General features: G+C 69.6%; 18 protein-coding genes. 2 read left to right on the forward strand and 16 right to left on the reverse strand.

Features of this window, described 5'->3' with window-relative positions; all coding sequences use genetic code 11:
* Nucleotides 1–10: 10 nt before the first annotated feature.
* The 14 genes from AC0699_RS30135 to lxmK all read right to left on the reverse strand — a co-directional run bounded on the left by AC0699_RS30135 (nucleotide 11) and on the right by lxmK (nucleotide 11,471).
* Nucleotides 11–208, reverse strand: coding sequence for an LxmA leader domain family RiPP (locus AC0699_RS30135; protein WP_478666584.1), 198 nt, complete (start codon nucleotides 206–208; stop codon nucleotides 11–13).
* Between the two features lie 260 nt (nucleotides 209–468).
* Nucleotides 469–1,863 (reverse strand): M16 family metallopeptidase, encoded by a 1,395-nt coding sequence (locus AC0699_RS30140; RefSeq protein WP_478666588.1) that lies wholly within the window; start codon nucleotides 1,861–1,863, stop codon nucleotides 469–471.
* Nucleotides 1,860–3,131: a M16 family metallopeptidase gene (locus AC0699_RS30145; RefSeq protein ID WP_478666592.1), complete on the reverse strand. Its 1,272-nt coding sequence runs from the start codon at nucleotides 3,129–3,131 to the stop codon at nucleotides 1,860–1,862. Before AC0699_RS30145 ends, AC0699_RS30140 begins: the two co-directional genes overlap by 4 nt.
* A 104-nt stretch (nucleotides 3,132–3,235) precedes the next feature.
* Nucleotides 3,236–3,433 carry an LxmA leader domain family RiPP gene (locus tag AC0699_RS30150; RefSeq protein ID WP_478666597.1) on the reverse strand — a complete coding sequence of 66 codons (198 nt, stop codon included), beginning with the start codon at nucleotides 3,431–3,433 and terminating at the stop codon, nucleotides 3,236–3,238.
* A gap of 212 nt (nucleotides 3,434–3,645) precedes the next feature.
* Nucleotides 3,646–3,909, reverse strand: a complete 264-nt coding sequence (locus tag AC0699_RS30155; protein ID WP_478666599.1) for a hypothetical protein — start codon at nucleotides 3,907–3,909, stop codon at nucleotides 3,646–3,648.
* 42 nt (nucleotides 3,910–3,951) lie between these two features.
* Nucleotides 3,952–4,695: a class I SAM-dependent methyltransferase gene (locus AC0699_RS30160; protein ID WP_478666602.1), complete on the reverse strand. Its 744-nt coding sequence runs from the start codon at nucleotides 4,693–4,695 to the stop codon at nucleotides 3,952–3,954.
* Nucleotides 4,692–5,684, reverse strand: coding sequence for a hypothetical protein (locus AC0699_RS30165; RefSeq protein ID WP_478666604.1), 993 nt, complete (start codon nucleotides 5,682–5,684; stop codon nucleotides 4,692–4,694). Before AC0699_RS30165 ends, AC0699_RS30160 begins: the two co-directional genes overlap by 4 nt.
* Nucleotides 5,681–6,295 (reverse strand): flavoprotein, encoded by a 615-nt coding sequence (locus AC0699_RS30170; protein ID WP_478666607.1) that lies wholly within the window; start codon nucleotides 6,293–6,295, stop codon nucleotides 5,681–5,683. Before AC0699_RS30170 ends, AC0699_RS30165 begins: the two co-directional genes overlap by 4 nt.
* Complete coding sequence (locus tag AC0699_RS30175) at nucleotides 6,288–7,271, reverse strand: LLM class flavin-dependent oxidoreductase (protein ID WP_478666609.1); 984 nt, start codon at nucleotides 7,269–7,271, stop codon at nucleotides 6,288–6,290. Before AC0699_RS30175 ends, AC0699_RS30170 begins: the two co-directional genes overlap by 8 nt.
* Nucleotides 7,268–8,095 carry an ABC transporter permease gene (locus AC0699_RS30180; protein WP_478666612.1) on the reverse strand — a complete coding sequence of 276 codons (828 nt, stop codon included), beginning with the start codon at nucleotides 8,093–8,095 and terminating at the stop codon, nucleotides 7,268–7,270. The genes AC0699_RS30175 and AC0699_RS30180 overlap by 4 nt, the downstream gene beginning before the upstream one ends.
* A gap of 2 nt (nucleotides 8,096–8,097) precedes the next feature.
* Entirely contained in the window at nucleotides 8,098–8,907 is an 810-nt protein-coding gene (locus tag AC0699_RS30185; protein ID WP_478666751.1) for an ABC transporter ATP-binding protein, read from the reverse strand.
* A gap of 177 nt (nucleotides 8,908–9,084) precedes the next feature.
* On the reverse strand, nucleotides 9,085–9,408 hold the full coding sequence (locus tag AC0699_RS30190) for a transposase (protein ID WP_478666616.1): 324 nt from the start codon (nucleotides 9,406–9,408) through the stop codon (nucleotides 9,085–9,087).
* Nucleotides 9,409–9,411: 3 nt separating this feature from the next.
* The gene (locus AC0699_RS30195; protein WP_478666620.1) at nucleotides 9,412–10,407 is read right to left on the reverse strand and encodes a T3SS effector HopA1 family protein; all 996 of its coding nucleotides are present in this window, start codon (nucleotides 10,405–10,407) and stop codon (nucleotides 9,412–9,414) included.
* A complete protein-coding gene (gene lxmK / locus AC0699_RS30200; protein ID WP_478666624.1) occupies nucleotides 10,404–11,471 on the reverse strand; it encodes a class V lanthionine synthetase subunit LxmK in 1,068 nt (355 codons plus the stop codon). The genes AC0699_RS30195 and lxmK overlap by 4 nt, the downstream gene beginning before the upstream one ends.
* Before the next feature lie 415 nt (nucleotides 11,472–11,886).
* Here lxmK and AC0699_RS30205 point away from each other — a divergent pair, with 415 nt between their 5' ends.
* Nucleotides 11,887–12,552: a response regulator transcription factor gene (locus tag AC0699_RS30205; RefSeq protein ID WP_478666627.1), complete on the forward strand. Its 666-nt coding sequence runs from the start codon at nucleotides 11,887–11,889 to the stop codon at nucleotides 12,550–12,552.
* Between the two features lie 74 nt (nucleotides 12,553–12,626).
* Here the strand turns inward: AC0699_RS30205 and AC0699_RS30210 are convergent, their stop codons facing one another.
* Both AC0699_RS30210 and AC0699_RS30215 read right to left on the reverse strand, forming a co-directional pair.
* The gene (locus AC0699_RS30210; RefSeq protein ID WP_478666631.1) at nucleotides 12,627–13,478 is read right to left on the reverse strand and encodes an adhesin; all 852 of its coding nucleotides are present in this window, start codon (nucleotides 13,476–13,478) and stop codon (nucleotides 12,627–12,629) included.
* A gap of 96 nt (nucleotides 13,479–13,574) precedes the next feature.
* Nucleotides 13,575–14,501, reverse strand: a complete 927-nt coding sequence (locus tag AC0699_RS30215; protein ID WP_478666634.1) for an adhesin — start codon at nucleotides 14,499–14,501, stop codon at nucleotides 13,575–13,577.
* A gap of 122 nt (nucleotides 14,502–14,623) precedes the next feature.
* Between AC0699_RS30215 and AC0699_RS30220 the strand changes: the two genes are divergently transcribed.
* Nucleotides 14,624–15,511, forward strand: a complete 888-nt coding sequence (locus tag AC0699_RS30220) for a MerR family transcriptional regulator (RefSeq protein WP_478666637.1) — start codon at nucleotides 14,624–14,626, stop codon at nucleotides 15,509–15,511.
* Nucleotides 15,512–15,572 lie beyond the last annotated feature (61 nt).

Genomic DNA, 15,572 nt, shown 5'->3' on the forward strand with positions numbered 1-15,572 from the left:
CGGACAGGGGTCAGCAGCCCTTGGCGAGCGTGTAGCCGGCGCTGAACGTGGCGGCGCCGCCGGCCGAAGCCAGGACGCTCTCGACCGACACGATCGTGACGGTGGTGGTCGGGCTGATGGCCGGGGCCTCGGCCGAGGCGGCCGCGCCGATCTCCGCGGAGTCGGTGTAGGCGGTGTAGCCGGAGATCAGCTGGTCGGCGGTGTTCATTATTCCTCCGTGAATATTCGGAACTGACGGGAACATTTCTCTCACGAAACAGGGCGGTCGCCCAGCCCGTTTCTTTGCCGTAAAACGCTCTGAACTGCGGCCGAGGAGCCCAAAAGAATTTTATTGGCTCAACCCTGGAGCGCTGATTCTTTGGCAACCGGAGCCACTCGCAGGCAAGGGCAAGGATCCGTATCCGGCCGCAATGCGAAGCAGCACGCTCTGCCGCTCACTCGGCCACCTATTCTGCACACGGATCGCGGTCATGCCCAGCTTTCCAGGAAATCGTCGCCGACCCCGTCCCCACCCACGATCACCCCGGAAAAGGCAGCCGGACGGTAGTGCCGATGGAGCACATCGGCCACCTGCGCCGGCGTCACGGTGCGAAGCCGTTCGGGGAAGTCCCGCAGCCATTCCGGGGCAAGCCCGTGTCCGAGTACACCGGCCAGGGTGGACGCCAGACCCGACTGGGAGGTCTGAGCTATGCACGTAATGCCGATCACGTATTCACACGCCGCACGGATCTCCTGGGCCGACGGCGGGTCCTCGCCCAGGCGAAGCAATTCGCCGCGTATTTCTCTCATCGTTCGTGATGCCGTCTCGGTGGCGGTGGCCGACTCGATGAAGACGACCTGGCGGCCCAGGAGGTCATCGATGGAGGACTCGATCTGGTACACGAGCCCCATGTCCTCCCGCAGACTGGTCACCAGCCGGGACGAGAAGAAGCCACCGAAGACACAATTGCCCAGGCTCAGAGCCGGAAAGCTGTCGTCGGTACGGGGCGGTGCCGGCGCGGCAAGAGTGATGTGGGCCTGTGTGCCCCGGTCCCGGTGTACGGCGCGCAGCCCCCTGCCCGTCATGGCCGGCGGAGGGCCGACGGAAAGAGGGGGTGCCGAGGCGCGCCAGGCGGCGAGTGTGCCGGCGGTGTCGACCGCGGCCGTCGGGTCGGCCGAGCCGACGATGACGAGAAACGCCTGCTCCGGCCTGACCACCGCGCTGTGCAGGGCGTGCACCTGCGTGGCGGTGACGGAGGCCACCGTGGCTTCGTCGGGCAGCAACGCCACTGCCCGGCCGGGGAAGGAGTGGGTCTGCAGGGCGTCGCGTGCGATGGCCGCGGGTTGTGTACGCATCACGCGGACCTGCTGGGCGACCCGGCGTACGGCGGCGTCGCAGACGGCGTCCGGGTAGGCGGGCATGGTCACCAGCTCGCCGAGCAGCGAGACAAGGCGTGCCAGGTGGCGTTCCGGGACGGAGCAGCTCACGGTGAGCCAGCTCCCCGTCCAGCCCGCTTCGACCGTGGCACCCCAGCGGCCCACGATGTCGTCCAGCCGCTCGGCGGTGTACCGGGCGGTGCTCCGGGCGAAGACGGCCGCCAGTACCGAGGCCGCGGCGGGGTCGGTCGCGTACGCGTGGAGGGGAATGAAGAGCCGGATCTCCGCCATCGGCACGGACGGCGCGTGCACGGTGACCACCCGCAGACCGTTGGCGAGCCGGGTGTCCACGAACGGCGGCAGCGGGAAGCGCTGGTCGCCGTCCAGATCGGGGAGAGTCCGGGCCGGGAGAGTCCGGGCCGGGAGAGTCCGGGCGTTCACCGTCCGGGTGTGGTGAATCGGCACCCTCTCGGTCCCGGCGTTCACCGTCCGGGCGTTGTTCGTCATGACGGGAGTCCGGAATCGGGAAGCAGGGCGAGCACCGCCCTGGAGTCGGAGGTCAGGGCCTTCGCGGCCCGGCTGACCTGATCCGGGTCCACCGCGCCCAGCAGTGCCGGTAGTTCGTCGACCAGTTCGGACCGTCCGTGGAGCAGCTCGAACGCGCCGAGGTGACGGGTCCTGACGAGGAGGTTGTCGTAGCTGCGGGCGACCGCGGTGAAGGAACGGGCCAGCGCGCGCTCCAGTTCGGCCTCGTCCGGCCCGTTCTCGGCAAGCCCGGTGAGTTCGAGCTCCACCTCACCGAGGATGTCGTCGAGGCCGGCTCCGGGCGCGTGGGTCACCACGAGCTGGAAGGTGTCGGGATCCTTGGCCTGGAGCGGCCCGAAGAATCCGCAGCCGGACCGGACCGACGAGGCCGGACCGGCGTCACGGACGAGCCTGCGCCGCAGTCGCGCGGTCTCGGTCCCCGTCAGTAGCACGGACAGCACCATGTGGGCCAGGTAGTCGGCGCGTTGGGACACCGGGTCTGGCATGCGGTACCCGATGGCGACGGCGGGCAGAGTGGCGTGTGCGTCACGGTGGGTGCCCCGGCGTTCCGTGACGGGCGGGGGCTCCCAGAGTTCCGGCGCGGAGGCCACGGGCCGAGCCGGCACCGTGCCGAAGTGACGCTGGATCATTTCCGTCGCCCGATGGGCGTCGAACGCTCCGGAAACGGTGAGAACGGCGTTCCCCGGCGCGTAGTGCCGGTGGTGGAAAGCGGCGCACTCGTCCAGTCCGGCTTTCTCCAGATCGCCGAAGTCGCCGTAGCCGTTGTGCGCGTTGGGAAAGGTCCGGTACAGGACGGAGGGGAGGACGGTCCAGGGGAACCCGCCGTACGGGCGGTTCGTCACATTGGCCCGCACCTCTTCCTTGACGACATTGAGTTGTGTGCGGAGGTGCTTCTCCGTGAGGGACAGAGCATGCATCCGGTCCGCTTCCAGGAACAGCACGCGCTCCAGCGACGCGGTGGGGCAGACCTGGTAGAAGTCGGTGTAGTCGTGATGCGTCGAGGCGCCGGACGTGCCGCCCGATGCCTGGACGTGGCGGAAGTGCTCGTTCGGGCCGACGTTCTCGCTGCCCTGGAACATCATGTGCTCGAAGAGGTGCGCGAAGCCGCTGCGGCCTTCGGGTTCGCTTCGGAACCCGACCCCGTAATGGACGGCCACGCCGACCGCGGGGGACATGGGGCGCGGATCGAGCACCACACGAAGGCCGTTGCCCAGAGTCAGTCTCCGCATGTTCCCCGTCCCCCTGAGAGTCTGCGCGTCGCGAAAGGTTGCCGAATGGGGTGCCGGTCCGACACCGACACGAGGTCGGCGTCGGACCGGAGCCGGGGACTGGTTCAGCAGCCCTTGCCGACCGTCACACCGACGCTCATGCTCACGCCGGCGCTGAGGGCGTAGGAGCCCTCGGTGATGGAGACGGCGATGGAGAGGGTGGCCGGGCTGATCTCCGGCGCCCCGTTCATCTGGCCCGCACCGATCTCCTCGGCGGTGGCGTAGGCGGTGTAACCAGCGATCAGGTGGTCCGCAGTGTTCACGAACAACTCCTTCAATGAGTGAGCAATTCGGCGGATCAACTCCGCCCATGAATATTTCTAACATGCACGGGAGAGCGCGAGCCAGAAATAAAGATTAGTGACTCAGAAATTCGATGGGCAAAGTTTGGATCGCGACGGCCGGCGTATGCCACGGCGCAAAAGAAAAGGGGTGAGGCCTTGGGCCTCACCCCTTCAGACAAACAGCCGCGGTCTCACAGCCCGTCGACGTACCGCTTCGCGATCAGCAGCGAGGTGAGCGGGTAGTCATCCCGGACCTGCTTTATCGCCGCGACGTCCCCGCGAGAACGCTGCACAGCACGGATCTTCTCCTCGTCGACCTGGCTGCAGAATCCCTCATAGGATCCGTACTGGTCCCAGAACGCCTGCTTCCGCTTACGCGTCGCCCGGTCGCCGGTGGCAATTCCGAGAGCGCCGGTAACTCCCGCCGCGATGGCTACGGAGATCCCCTCGATCACGTTGCTCCCTTTCTGTCGAAATAATGGCAGCTGGATGCGCCATCAATTTACCCGCTCATACACCGACACATGCCGAGGACTGATGGCCGTGTACGGCTGCTGGTGCCATCCGCTCCAGCGCTCCACCAGACGCAGGCCGGCCAGCTCGGCGAGAAGGTCGATCTCGAACGGGAAGGCGTACCGCAGCACATGGTGAGTGGTCTGCGGCGGACCGCCGTCAACGATGGTGTGCGTCGCCACCATGAGCTGTTGCGAACGGTCGACCGTCAGCGTATCGAGCATCACCGCGTGCTCGTTGAGGTACCGCATGGAGAAGTCGGGCTTCTGCATGACGTGGTACGGCGACGGATCAAAGGCTTCCAGGACGAACCGCCCGCCGGGCGCCAGCCGTTCGCACGCATTGCGCAGGCATGTGATCTGGCCCTCACGCGAGACGGCGACGAAGAACGTGTTCAGGACCAGGGTGACCAGATCGAACTGCTCGTCCATGCCGGCGATCGGCTGCGTGAAGTCCCCCAGTACGGCGTTGACCGCACCCTTGGGATCGCTCTCCTTGAGCCGCGCGAGCATCGCCTCGGAGCCGTCCACGCCGTGGACCTCATAGCCCCGTTCGGCCAGCGGCAGCGCGATCCGGCCGGTGCCGATGCCCAGTTCCAGCACCTTGGCACCGGGCTTCAGCATCCCGTCGAAGAAGTCCACGGCCGCCGTGGTGTCGAAGTCGATCGGGTACATCTGCTCGTAGACACTGGCCAGTTTCTCGTTGTAGTGGGCGTTCTGCGCGATCATGCTCTCTCCAGCTCGGTCAGCTCGTACACCTCGTCCGCGGCGACCCCCATGGCGGCATCGGGGGTGTCGATCAATTCGGCGAGGAGATCCAGGTATTGGGTCAGTTGCTCGGTCCAGCCGACGTATGCCGCGTAGTCGTGTGCGTGGGTGAACACGCGCAGCACCGCCGCGCGCGCCACGGCGTCCGCGTCCGGAAGGCCCGGACCGTACCCGCGCAGCAACGCGCGGGCAGCCGACGCACAGTGCGCCGCGGGCTCCGTGTGTTCGGGGCCGGCGAAGTGCAGCAGCCGGAACTCGGCCAGCTCCCCGAGCGGCCACCCCAGGTCGTAGGCGACGGGCCCGCGCGCCAGTTCCTCGCCCGCCATCAGGACGGCGCCGTGCGGCGAGCGCGCCGGTACCACCGCGCCCAGGCCGACCCCGCCGAGCAGGAGGACGTCGTCCGGCCGGCCCTGCTCCAGCTCGGCGCACCACTCCCGGACGCGGGCCGTCCGAACCCCGCCCAGCCGGCCGTCGGCCCGCTCGAACAGGATGTCCGCGCCTCCCGGGCCGCCGTGCCGGTCCAGCCAGCGTCCCAGGCGCCGTCCGCCACCCGCCCGCCCGGCCACCGGACCGGCCGGAACGCCCTCGTGCACCGGACGGAGCGCGGAACCGACCCCGTGCAGCAGGCGGGGCAAGGCAGCCCAGTGCTCCGGTGCGCTCGCCCGGGCGCCGAGCACATGGCCGAGGGAGAAGGCCGTGTCCACCGGATACCGGCGCTCCTCGCACCCGCCGCTGCCCAGCTCCACCGTCACTTCGGTGGCGGGCAGCGCGGCGACGGCCGCACGGACCGGTTCCGGTACCGCGGTGAAGGGCTCGCCGCGGTCCGGGCCGGGGCTGCGCGTCCACACGTAACTCTGCCCGCGCCGAAGGATCCTGGTGATCAGGAAGCCGGTACCGAAGTCTGCGACGACCGTGCCCTCCGCATCGGAGGTCCCTGCGGCCGGGGTCATGTGCCGGCCCGCGAGTGCTGCCGCAGCCGCTCCACCGCGGCCATCACGTCCGTGAGCGGAGCGTTCAGCGCGGCGTCGTGCCTGCCCGTGGTGGTGCTCACCCCCATGACGGGCGGAACCACCACCACATTGCGGCGCTCCCCGAGTGCCTCACGGTGCTTGGCGTACGCCACCGAGTCCAGCGCCCCGGGCGGCAGTGACGGCACCACGGCGACCGGCGCACGCGTGCACTGGAGAGCCAGCAGGACGGGGGTGTCCGCCAGGCCGGTGGCGAACCGCGAGACGAAGCTCATGGTGGCCGGGTTCACCACGACCGTGTCCGCCCACTCCGCGAGCTCCACGTGCCGGGCGGTGACGGTCGCCTCCGGCGGCCACTCGTCGACCAGCACCTCTCCGCGGCTGATGGGGGCCAGCGCCTGCTGTGTGACGAACCGTCGGGCGCTCCGGGTGAGGACCACCCGGACCTCCAGGTCCGGGTAGCTCAGGCCCAGCCAGTTCACCCAGAACGGTGTGTGTGCCGCACTGAGCGCACCCGTCACGACGTACAGGAGCCGTCGGCCGTAAAACGGCGGCAGGCCCTTGCCCTCGGGCGCGGCACCGGCGTCAGTCATCCTCCGCGACCGCCTCGAGGATCTCCCGCAGGTCCCGCATGCCGGCCTGCGTCCCCTCCGTCAGATACACGCCGCAGACGTTGATGATCACCTCGTCGACACCGCTCTCCCGGTGTGCGCGGATCACCTTCGCGATGTCCTCCACCGTCCCGGAGGCGAAAACCTGCGTGCGCAGAAGCTCTTCGGCGCCCTTGAGCGGGTCCCGGGGATCGGCCTGCACCCCGGCGCGCCGCAGCATGTCGGTGTAGTGCTCGGATCCGAGATGCGGTCCGGCCGCCGCGAACACGACGCGGCGCAGATTGCGTCCGGGCCGGGCGACCGCGCAGTGCACGACGCTCGCCACGCGCGGTGTGACGGTGCGCTCGGCCCGCCGTACGCCTTCCTCGATAGCCGGGATCAACTGCTCGGCGATGTACCAGTGGGGCGTCAGCCAGGTGATGGCGACATCGGCGACCTCACCCACGGTCCGGGCCATGCCGGGGCGCAGCACGCCCAGACCCACCTCGGCGGCGGGGGCCGGCACATGCAGCAGCCCCGTGGTGGCCGTGAAGTACTCGCCCCGGTGGGAGAGCACCTCGCTGTCGAGCAGTTTGCGCACCAGGGTGGCGTACTCGGCGATCATTCCCAGGGGGCGCTTGTACGGCTCCCCCATGAGGCTGGCCTGGAAGTTCCGTGCGCCCGGCCCGAAGCCGGCGACGTACGGGGCGCCCGACAGCGCACTGATCGAACGGGCCTCGACCGCGGCCTGGTACGGGTGCCGCAGCATCGTGAGTGCGACGCTGGTGCCCAGGGACACGCCGGGCACCCGGGCGGCGAAGGCGGCCAGTGCCTGGTGCGTCTCGATGCGCATGGACTGGCCCAGCCAGATCCGGCGCACTCCCAGGTCGCGCGCGAACGTGCCGAACTCCACCATCGGATCGAGAGTGTCGGGCTGGATCGGGAAGATCGTGGAAATGTGCTTCAGGGCGCTGCTCACTGTGCGGTCTCGCTCTTCTTCAGTCGGCTGCCGGATTCCCGACGGGTCATCCGGTGCAGGATCCGGGGCGCGATCAGGAATCCCATGACCGCCCACACGCCGACGATGAGATACACCTTGGACAGTTCCCAGCTGTTCCCCGGTTCGGCGGCCAGGGCCGAGTCCGGCATGAGCGCGGCCCGTACGCCCTGGGCGATCCACTTCAGCGGGAATCCCTGCACGACGTTCTGGGCGACTTCGGGAAGCACCGTGACCGGAAAGTAGATTCCCGAGAAGATCAGCAGGCCGAGCAGCGGGAGCATCACCATGCCGAGCGCTTCACGCGAGTTCGGCAGGAGGGCGCCGATCACCGCGCCTATGGGTGCGAGGGCCACCAGTCCGAGCGCCAGGACCGACACCAGGGTCAGCCAGTGCGCCGGGTCGCGCGGCAGTGAGGAGCCGAGCACCAGCACCCCGGCGAGCAGCATCAGGGCCGCGCCGCCCAGCGCGGTCACCACCATGACGAAGGTCTTCGCGACCAGGTAGGCGGGGATGCCTCCGGGCAGCGTCTTCATCCGCAGGAGCGTGCCGTCCTCGCGCTCCACGGCCAGGGTCTGTGTCAGGGTCAGCAGCCCGGCCTGCACGACCATCGTCGTGACACCGCCGGCGACCATCAACTCGGCCATCGGAACGGTGCTTCCGGGGATGTCGCCGTCCATGACCGAACCCAGGACGAGGAACATGAGGGGGGTGCTGAGCTGGGTGAACACCTCACGTGGGGTTCGCAGCAGCTGCATGAGCTCCAGGGAGCCCCGGCGCAGGCCGACGGTGAAACCGTGAGACATGATCACTTCACCTCCGCGATCATGCGCAGATAGATGTCCTCGAGAGTGGGCCGGTGCACCTCCAGGTCCGGGACCGGGGCCCCGAACGTGTTGTGCAACTCCCAAGCGAGCCGCGACGGGTCGTCGGTCTGCTGCTCCTGCCGGACGCCGTCCGCCGACCAGACCACCCGGGCCTGGGCGCGCGCCTGCTCGCCGAGCTCCTCCGCCGTGCCGAAGGCGGAGATCCGGCCGTCGATCAGGATGGCGATGCGATCGGCGAGCCGCTCCGCCTCGTGCAGGTCGTGCGTCGTGAGCACCATCGTCATGCCGTCCGTCTTCAACCGCTCCACCAGGTCGTGGAATTCACGCCGCACGACCGGGTCGAAACCCGTCGTCGGCTCGTCGAGGAACAGCAGCTCCGGGTCGCCGATGATCCCCAGGGCGACGTCCAGCCGTCGCCGCTGGCCGCCCGACAGGTTCGAGCACAGTTGGCCGGCCTGCTCGTCGAGCCGCAGGACCTCCAGCACCTCGGTCACATCACGGGGGCGCTCGTAGTACGAGGCGAAGTGGTGCAGGAGCTCACCGACCCGCCAGCGGGCGTGGTCACGCCAGGTCTGCAGGACGATGCCCAGCCGTCCGCGCCACTGTTCGTCCACGTCGTCCGGGTCTCTGCCGAGGACGGCGACCGAGCCGCTGGTGCGCCGCCGGAACCCTTCCAGGACCTCCACTGTGGTCGTCTTGCCGGCACCGTTGGGGCCCAGCAGGGCGAGTACCTCACCATGGTTCACCGTGAGGTCCACACCACGCAGGATCTCCTTCTTCCCGTACCGCATGGTGAGGCCGTCGACGGATATGGCGGGTGCACCCACCTCAGGCGGATTCCGAATCGGTCTCTCCCTTCTGTGCGTTGTCCTGTGCTCTGTGCTTCTGGAGTCTTCGGGTGTATGTACGGCGGGGAATGCCCAAGATGCGGCAGAACCTCGAGATGCTGACTCCTGTTTCGCTCCGAACTACCTCGAGGTCCGGGAAGGGACCCGCCGGTAGTCCCCCGTTCTTCGCCACGTCATCAGTTCCACATACGCTTCGCCCAGCGCTTGCTTGAGCTTTCGCACTTCCTCGCGGAGGAGTTCCTCACGGTGGGAAGCGGTGTGGCCGATCGCCTTGCCGGCCATCGCCGAACTGCCGCCTTCGAGGAACTGCCGGCGCCAGTTCGCGATGGACTGCTCGGAGACCTGGGCCTCTCGGGCCGCTTCGGCGACGGTCCGGTCCTTGGACAGGACGGAGATGACGATCCTTGCCTTCTCCTCGGAAGGGAGCGCGGGGGGACGGGCCATGACTCACACCCCTTCGAAGGCCGGGAACGCGGGAGAGCCGATGTTGCGGGCCGGCTGTCGTGGATCGGCGCCGGATTCCGTCATCGCCGCGGCGACGGCCTCGGCTGCGGAGCGGTGAGCGGGTGCGAGGACATGCCCGAGCAGTCCCTCGGCGACGGCGGCCGCACGGTGCTCACCGAAGCTCATGGCGGACTGACCGGGGCGGGTGCCCGCGGGCTCCCAGGCTGCGCTGAGACCGGGAGCCAGTTCGTACGTGAACGGGGAGGTGTCGCCGCCGAGGCCGTCGGCGGAGCTCACCGCCGCGCGGACCGCGTCGACGGCGTGCAGGGCCTCGGTGCCCAGGTAGACGACCAAGGCGTCCCGCCGGGGATACAGCAAGGGCGAGGAGCTGACCTTCGCCCGGTAGGCGACGCCGGTTCCTTCCAGCGCGGTCAGCACGGTGTTCCATACATCGGGGGCGTACGCGACATCCGTGATGTGGACGTACAGCCGCAGGAGGTTCTTGCCGGCCGGCCGCCCGGACGAGCCGTCGGCGAGGAAGAACCCGGGCGACAGCGCCGGCCGAGCGGCCGGGATCGTCACATCGACGACGGTCGCGTCATGCGGCTCGACGGCCGTGCACGCCTCTTCCGGAAGCCGTACCCGTACGCCCTCGAGCTCCACGACCGGCCCGCCGCCCTCGTGTCCGAGCAGACGGGCCCGGTAGGTCGTCGTCGTGTGCGGAGTGGCCGCCGTCAACCGCTGGTCGAGGTCCGCGTCGCGCAGCGTGCGGGGCATTCCGCCCTCGATCTCGGGGCGTCCGGCGTGCAGGCATTCGTAGATCAGTACCGCGAGCCGTTCCCGCAGGGCCGGCGCGGTCTCGGCCTCGACGCTTCGCGCCCCGATACGGGCGGAGAGACCGTCCGGCGCGATGTGGATGCCTTCGAGCGCGTGCGCCAGTCGGGCGTCGAGGACGTCCACGGTCGCGGCGCCCGGGTTCGTGTCGGCGGCGATGCTCATGCCTTCTCCTCCAGACCCAGCGTCGAGACGTACCGCTCCGGGGCCATCAGTGCGTTGCGGCCGATCCCCATGGCCGCGCGGGAGACGGCGGGCAGCCTGCTGCCCCGCATGGCCGTGGCCATGGCCCGGTCGATCATGTGCCAGCCGGCGTAGGCGGTGGCGCGTACCGCGAGCTCCGGATCGCCGCCCGGGCGGTTGGCGCGGTAGCCGGCCCAGAAGTCGGCGATGAGGGGGCGTATCCGGTCGATCTCGCGTACGCCACGGGAGACGATCTCCGCATGGCTCGGCTCGGCGCCCAGCGCGCTGCCGCCATCCTCCATGCTGCGGCCGGTCATGCCGGTGACGGCGCGGTACAGCCACTCGCCGGCGATCGCCCCCACGTCCCGGGCTCCGTCGGCGAGCCGGAACTCCTCACCGTCGGTGAGGTACAACCCGTCGTCGGCGAGGAGGAACTGATCGAGCCTCAGGTCGCAGTGGGCGGGCACCTTCGGTGCGTCCCGCTCGGTCCGCCGCAGAGCGGCCAGAGCCTCACCGAGAGGCGCGTCCCCCTGCAGGATGTTCCAGAGCGTCACCTCCGCGAACGTCAGGCCCATGAACCCCTGCAAAGGCAGGGCGCGGATCAGTTCGAGGTTCGGGAACGGAAAAGCGGAGTCGTCCGGCGGCGGTGTCGCGCCCTCGGTGGTGAGGCTGTGCAGGGCGCCGGTGGCACGTCCGGCCCGGCCGGCCAGCTCACCGTCGAGTTCGTCGCCTGCGGCCAGCTCGGACAGGGTCCGGCCTTCCTCGACCAGGGCGTGCACCAGAACCCGCGCGTCCTCGTCGTATCCGATGAGCTCCGGAGTCATCAGATCCGCGTGTCCGGCCTGCCCGATCAGCGAGGCGAACGTCCGGGAGCGACGGATACGGTTCAGCGCGTCCTCGGTCCCGCCGTCCGCCGCGACGTGCTTCACGAACACGCCGACTCCGGCCGAAGTCGTGCCCGCCCAGTTCTCGTTGCGCCCGAAGAGCGACTCCACATCCCCGGACCGGAGCTCGCCCAGCCCGAGGCCGGCGAGCAGCCGATTCACCTCCGGGACTGTTCCGAGCTCGACTGGCGCGAAGGCACTGCGTCCCAAGCGCACGGATCCCCCCACTTCATCACGGTCTTCACCGACGTGTTCCGATGCCTTGATCATGAACGATGCCGACGTCCTGACGCATCGGCCGATCGTCGGTTCAAGACCCCCCCAGTCGGCGGGGGTTCACCCCGATCCGGCCACCGGCAGCGATCACAAGCGGCCTTCCCGGTCGAGCCGCACGCCGGCTCGCGACACGGCCTCACCCGACCGAAGCGGAACGCCGGCGCCGGGGGCCCGGACGGAACGTGAGAAGACTCATGACCAGCTCAAATTTCTTGTGCAAAGTTGATCGGGGTCTCGATGAGAGGCAAGCTACGGCGTGAGACCACGCTGACCTCGTGCGTCTCGCTAGCAGGGGGAAAGCATGATCGACGTAGTGATCGCGCACGACCAAGTGCTCTTTCAAGCCGGGCTGCGCAGCGTTTTCGAGCACGAAGACGACATCGAGGTGGTGGGCGCCTGCCAGAGATCCACCGTGACCGAGACAGCTGCGCGGCTTCGCCCGCGGGTGGTCGTACTGGGAGATCATCCCTCCCGGACACGGACCCTGTCCTCGATCGAAGCTCTGCGCAGTCTCAACGACCCACCCGAAGTCGTCCTCCTGGCCGAGCGGCTGGACGACTCCCTCACCGCGGACGCACTCCTGAAGGGCGCCGCGGGAGTCCTGGAGCAGGACATCAGTCCGCAGATGCTCGTGAGCGCCGTACGCGTGGTGGCCACCGGCGGCCGGGTCCTGGCAGCACCGGCGTCCCGGACGGTGGTCGGTCTGCTCAGCCGTGGGGGAATCCCCCCGGCGGTCCGCGAGCGGGCTCGGACACTCACTCCACGCGAGGCCGAGGTCTGCACCCTGCTGGCGGCGGGGCTGTCCAACACCGAGATCGGCCGCCGCCTGCATCTGAGCCCGGCGACGGTGAAGGACCACACCAGTGCCATATATACGAAACTTGGCACGACCAACCGGGTACGCGCGGCGGTCCTGGCCCATCGCCTGGGAATGAGGACTCCGCTCGAGACCGCCGTGGCGAGCTGACGCTCCCGCCGTCGGGGGCACACCACAGCGAAGACCTCCAGCCGGTCACAGCCGGAGGTCTGACACACCGGCCGTCAGGGGCGGCAGTTCAGCCTCATCTGGGCCGCCGCATGGTGTGCTCCCACTCGCGCGGCGGCGCCCCAGTCACGGCCGCGGTCGAGGAGCTGGACCGCGAAGACCTTGTCGCCCTTGACGGGGTAGCTGCCGACCTGGACCAGGCTGCCTCGGTGGGCCGTCTGGACGACGCCGAAACCGGTGTAGCCGGAGGTCACGTCGGCCGGGTCGGCGAGGACGCGGTAGAGCGTCGGGTCGCCGGCCACATCGGTGGCGTGGTCGGTGCTGGGCACGAACACGGCGAGTGAGCACTGCCGGTAGCTCCGGTCGAGGTCCCAGCTCCAGATCGCCGTACCCCCGTGATCCTTGGTGGCGCTGCCCGACATGGGGACCGCGGTGAAGCTGCCGTCGCACGAGGAGTCGCGCTGCCCGCCGGAGCGGACGGTGTACCAGGCCGCGACGCCGTTCTCGAAGCGGCCCACTTCGCGGTAGCGGCCCGTCGTGCAGCCCGGGCCGGCCCACTGCTCGAATCCAGGAGCGGGCGACGTCGGGGACCCGGCCGGTGGCGATGTCGCGGACTCGTCCTCGTCCGGGAGCGACGTCGGGCCGACCCGCGTCGGCACACCCCCGCCCCCGATGGAATCCGCGCCGTCCGCCGAAGAGCGGCCGTCGTCGGCGTCGGAGCCGGTGAGCATCGCGGCCGCCGCGACGAAACAGCCCAGGACGACCACCGCTCCGGCAGCGAGCAGCCCCTTGCGGAACCGGGAGAGCAGGGAGATCCGGCCGACGACCGTCTCACGGGCGACCCACGACGGACCCGCACCCTTACTGCTACTGCCCTGCACCACGAATCCGCAGTCGGGACACCTCATGCCCGGCAGTGGGCTGTGCCTTTCACTGCCGCAACGATCGCACGCCATACCAGCTCACTATGCAGGAACCTCACACGTCACGGGGCGAGAACGCGTTCATGCCGTACAGTCCGCCCGGATCTGGGCGGCGGCGTGATGCGCGCCGTCGAGGTCCCCGGACCCCCAGTCCTGCCCGCGGTCCACGAGCTGGATAGTGAACTCCCCTTCCCGGAGCGGGAGATCGTTCACGATCACGACCCCGCCGCGCATCGACCGCTGGTCGATCTCGAAGGCCGCGAGGATGCTCCCCGAAGCTCCGGGGTCCGCCAGTACGTGGTAGCGCGTCGGATCACCCGCGACGTCCTCGTCGCGGGGGCTCCAGGGAATGTGCACCGCCGCGGAGCACCGCGTGTAGCCGGTGCCCGGGCGCCAGTTCCAGGTGACCGTGTTGCCGCGGTCCCGGTCGCGGTCGCCGGACATGGGGACGGCGATGAAGCGGCCGTCGCACGAATTCCCCTCGTGGCCCCCGGAGTCGACCTCGTACCAGCCGTAGCCGCCGTCCGAGAAGCGACCGTACGTGCGCACGCCGTTCGCGCAGCCGGGTCCTGCCCACTCGCTGAACCAGCGTCTTTCGGGCGACGGCCTGGGCGTACCGGACCGGGAAGGCTTCGGCTTCGGCTTCGGCTTCGGCTTCTGCTCGGACGTGGGCCTCGCCCTGGACGGTGTCGCGCTCGGCGACGGTGAGTCCTGCGGTACGAAGGTGGGGCCGACCCGGTCCGGCAGTCCGCCCAGCGCGACGCCGTCCACGGCCGGGTTCACGTCGTCGTCGACGCGGTCGTCGTCACCGTCCGCGGTCGCGAGGAGTGTGGCGCTCAGCATCAGTACGCAGAGGGAGAGCACAACTCCCGCGCCCATGAGCATCGTTCGTTCGAAGAGCGGTTCCTTGGCCGCCCGGCCGGGTGGCGCGGCATCGACGGTGCAGGTGTCCGACACCATTCCCGGCAGCGCGCCCCTGTGCGTGCCACCGCATTTGTCGCAGACCATGCGGGCCACTATGCAACGAGGTTCATACCGATCGGTAGGCATCAGCCGGTATCAACGCGGTATCAATGCGTGATCGTTCCGCCGAACGCCGTGCGGTTGACCTTGCCCCTGGGGCAGGGCACATGGTCCTCGGTGCCGGACGGAACTGCCGTCCGGTGACGGAGGATGGGCCCGTGCACGACGACTCCCTGCTCACCATCGGGGCCTTCGCCTCACGGGCGCGGCTCTCGCCGAAGGCCCTGCGCCTGTACGACCGGCTCGGTCTGCTCGCCCCCGCGTACGTCGACGAGGCGACGGGCTACCGCTGGTACCGCGAGGACCAGGTGGAGCGCGCCCGGCTCGTCGCGCTGCTGCGGCAGATCGACATGCCGCTGGCGCGCATCGCCGAGGTGGTGGAGCTGCCGGGCGCGGAGGGCGCGACGGCGCTGGCCGCGTACTGGGCCGAGGTGGAGGAGCGCCGGGCCGTACAGGGCGCCCTTGTGGCTCATCTCCGTGAACGGCTTTCGGGCAGGAGACCGATGATGTACGAGATCAAGACGATGGACGTACCCGAGCAGGCGGTGCTCGCGGAGCACAAGCACGTGCGGGAGGACGAGCTGCCGAGCTGGATTCCGGCGGCGCTCGGCCGCCTGGAGAAGGCAGCCGAGGAGTGCGGGGGCATCGCGGGGGCGCCGTACGTGGCGTACCACGCCGACGTGTCCCCGGACAGCGACGGCCCGGCAGAGGCCTGCGTCCCCGTCACCGACGCCCGCGCCGCGGAGGCCTGGGCGTCGGCGAACGGCCTCGGCGCCGTGCTGCGCGTCGAGCCCGCGGGCCGGCTCGCGTACACCCGCATCACCAAGGCGCAGGTGGCGTACCCGCAGATCATCTCGGCGTACGACGCGGTCGAGGCGTGGATCACCCGCGAGGGCCTGACGATCACGGGCCCCTGCCGCGAGGTGTACTTCGCGGACTGGGAGTCGGCGACCGCGACGGACGAGGTCTGCGACATCGCCTTCCCCATCGCCTGAACCCCCCCAACGGCCGGGGGTCCGGGCGCAACCGGCCCCCGGCCACGTGGCGGAGTGCCAA

This window comes from Streptomyces sp. NPDC043870, assembly GCF_056435785.1.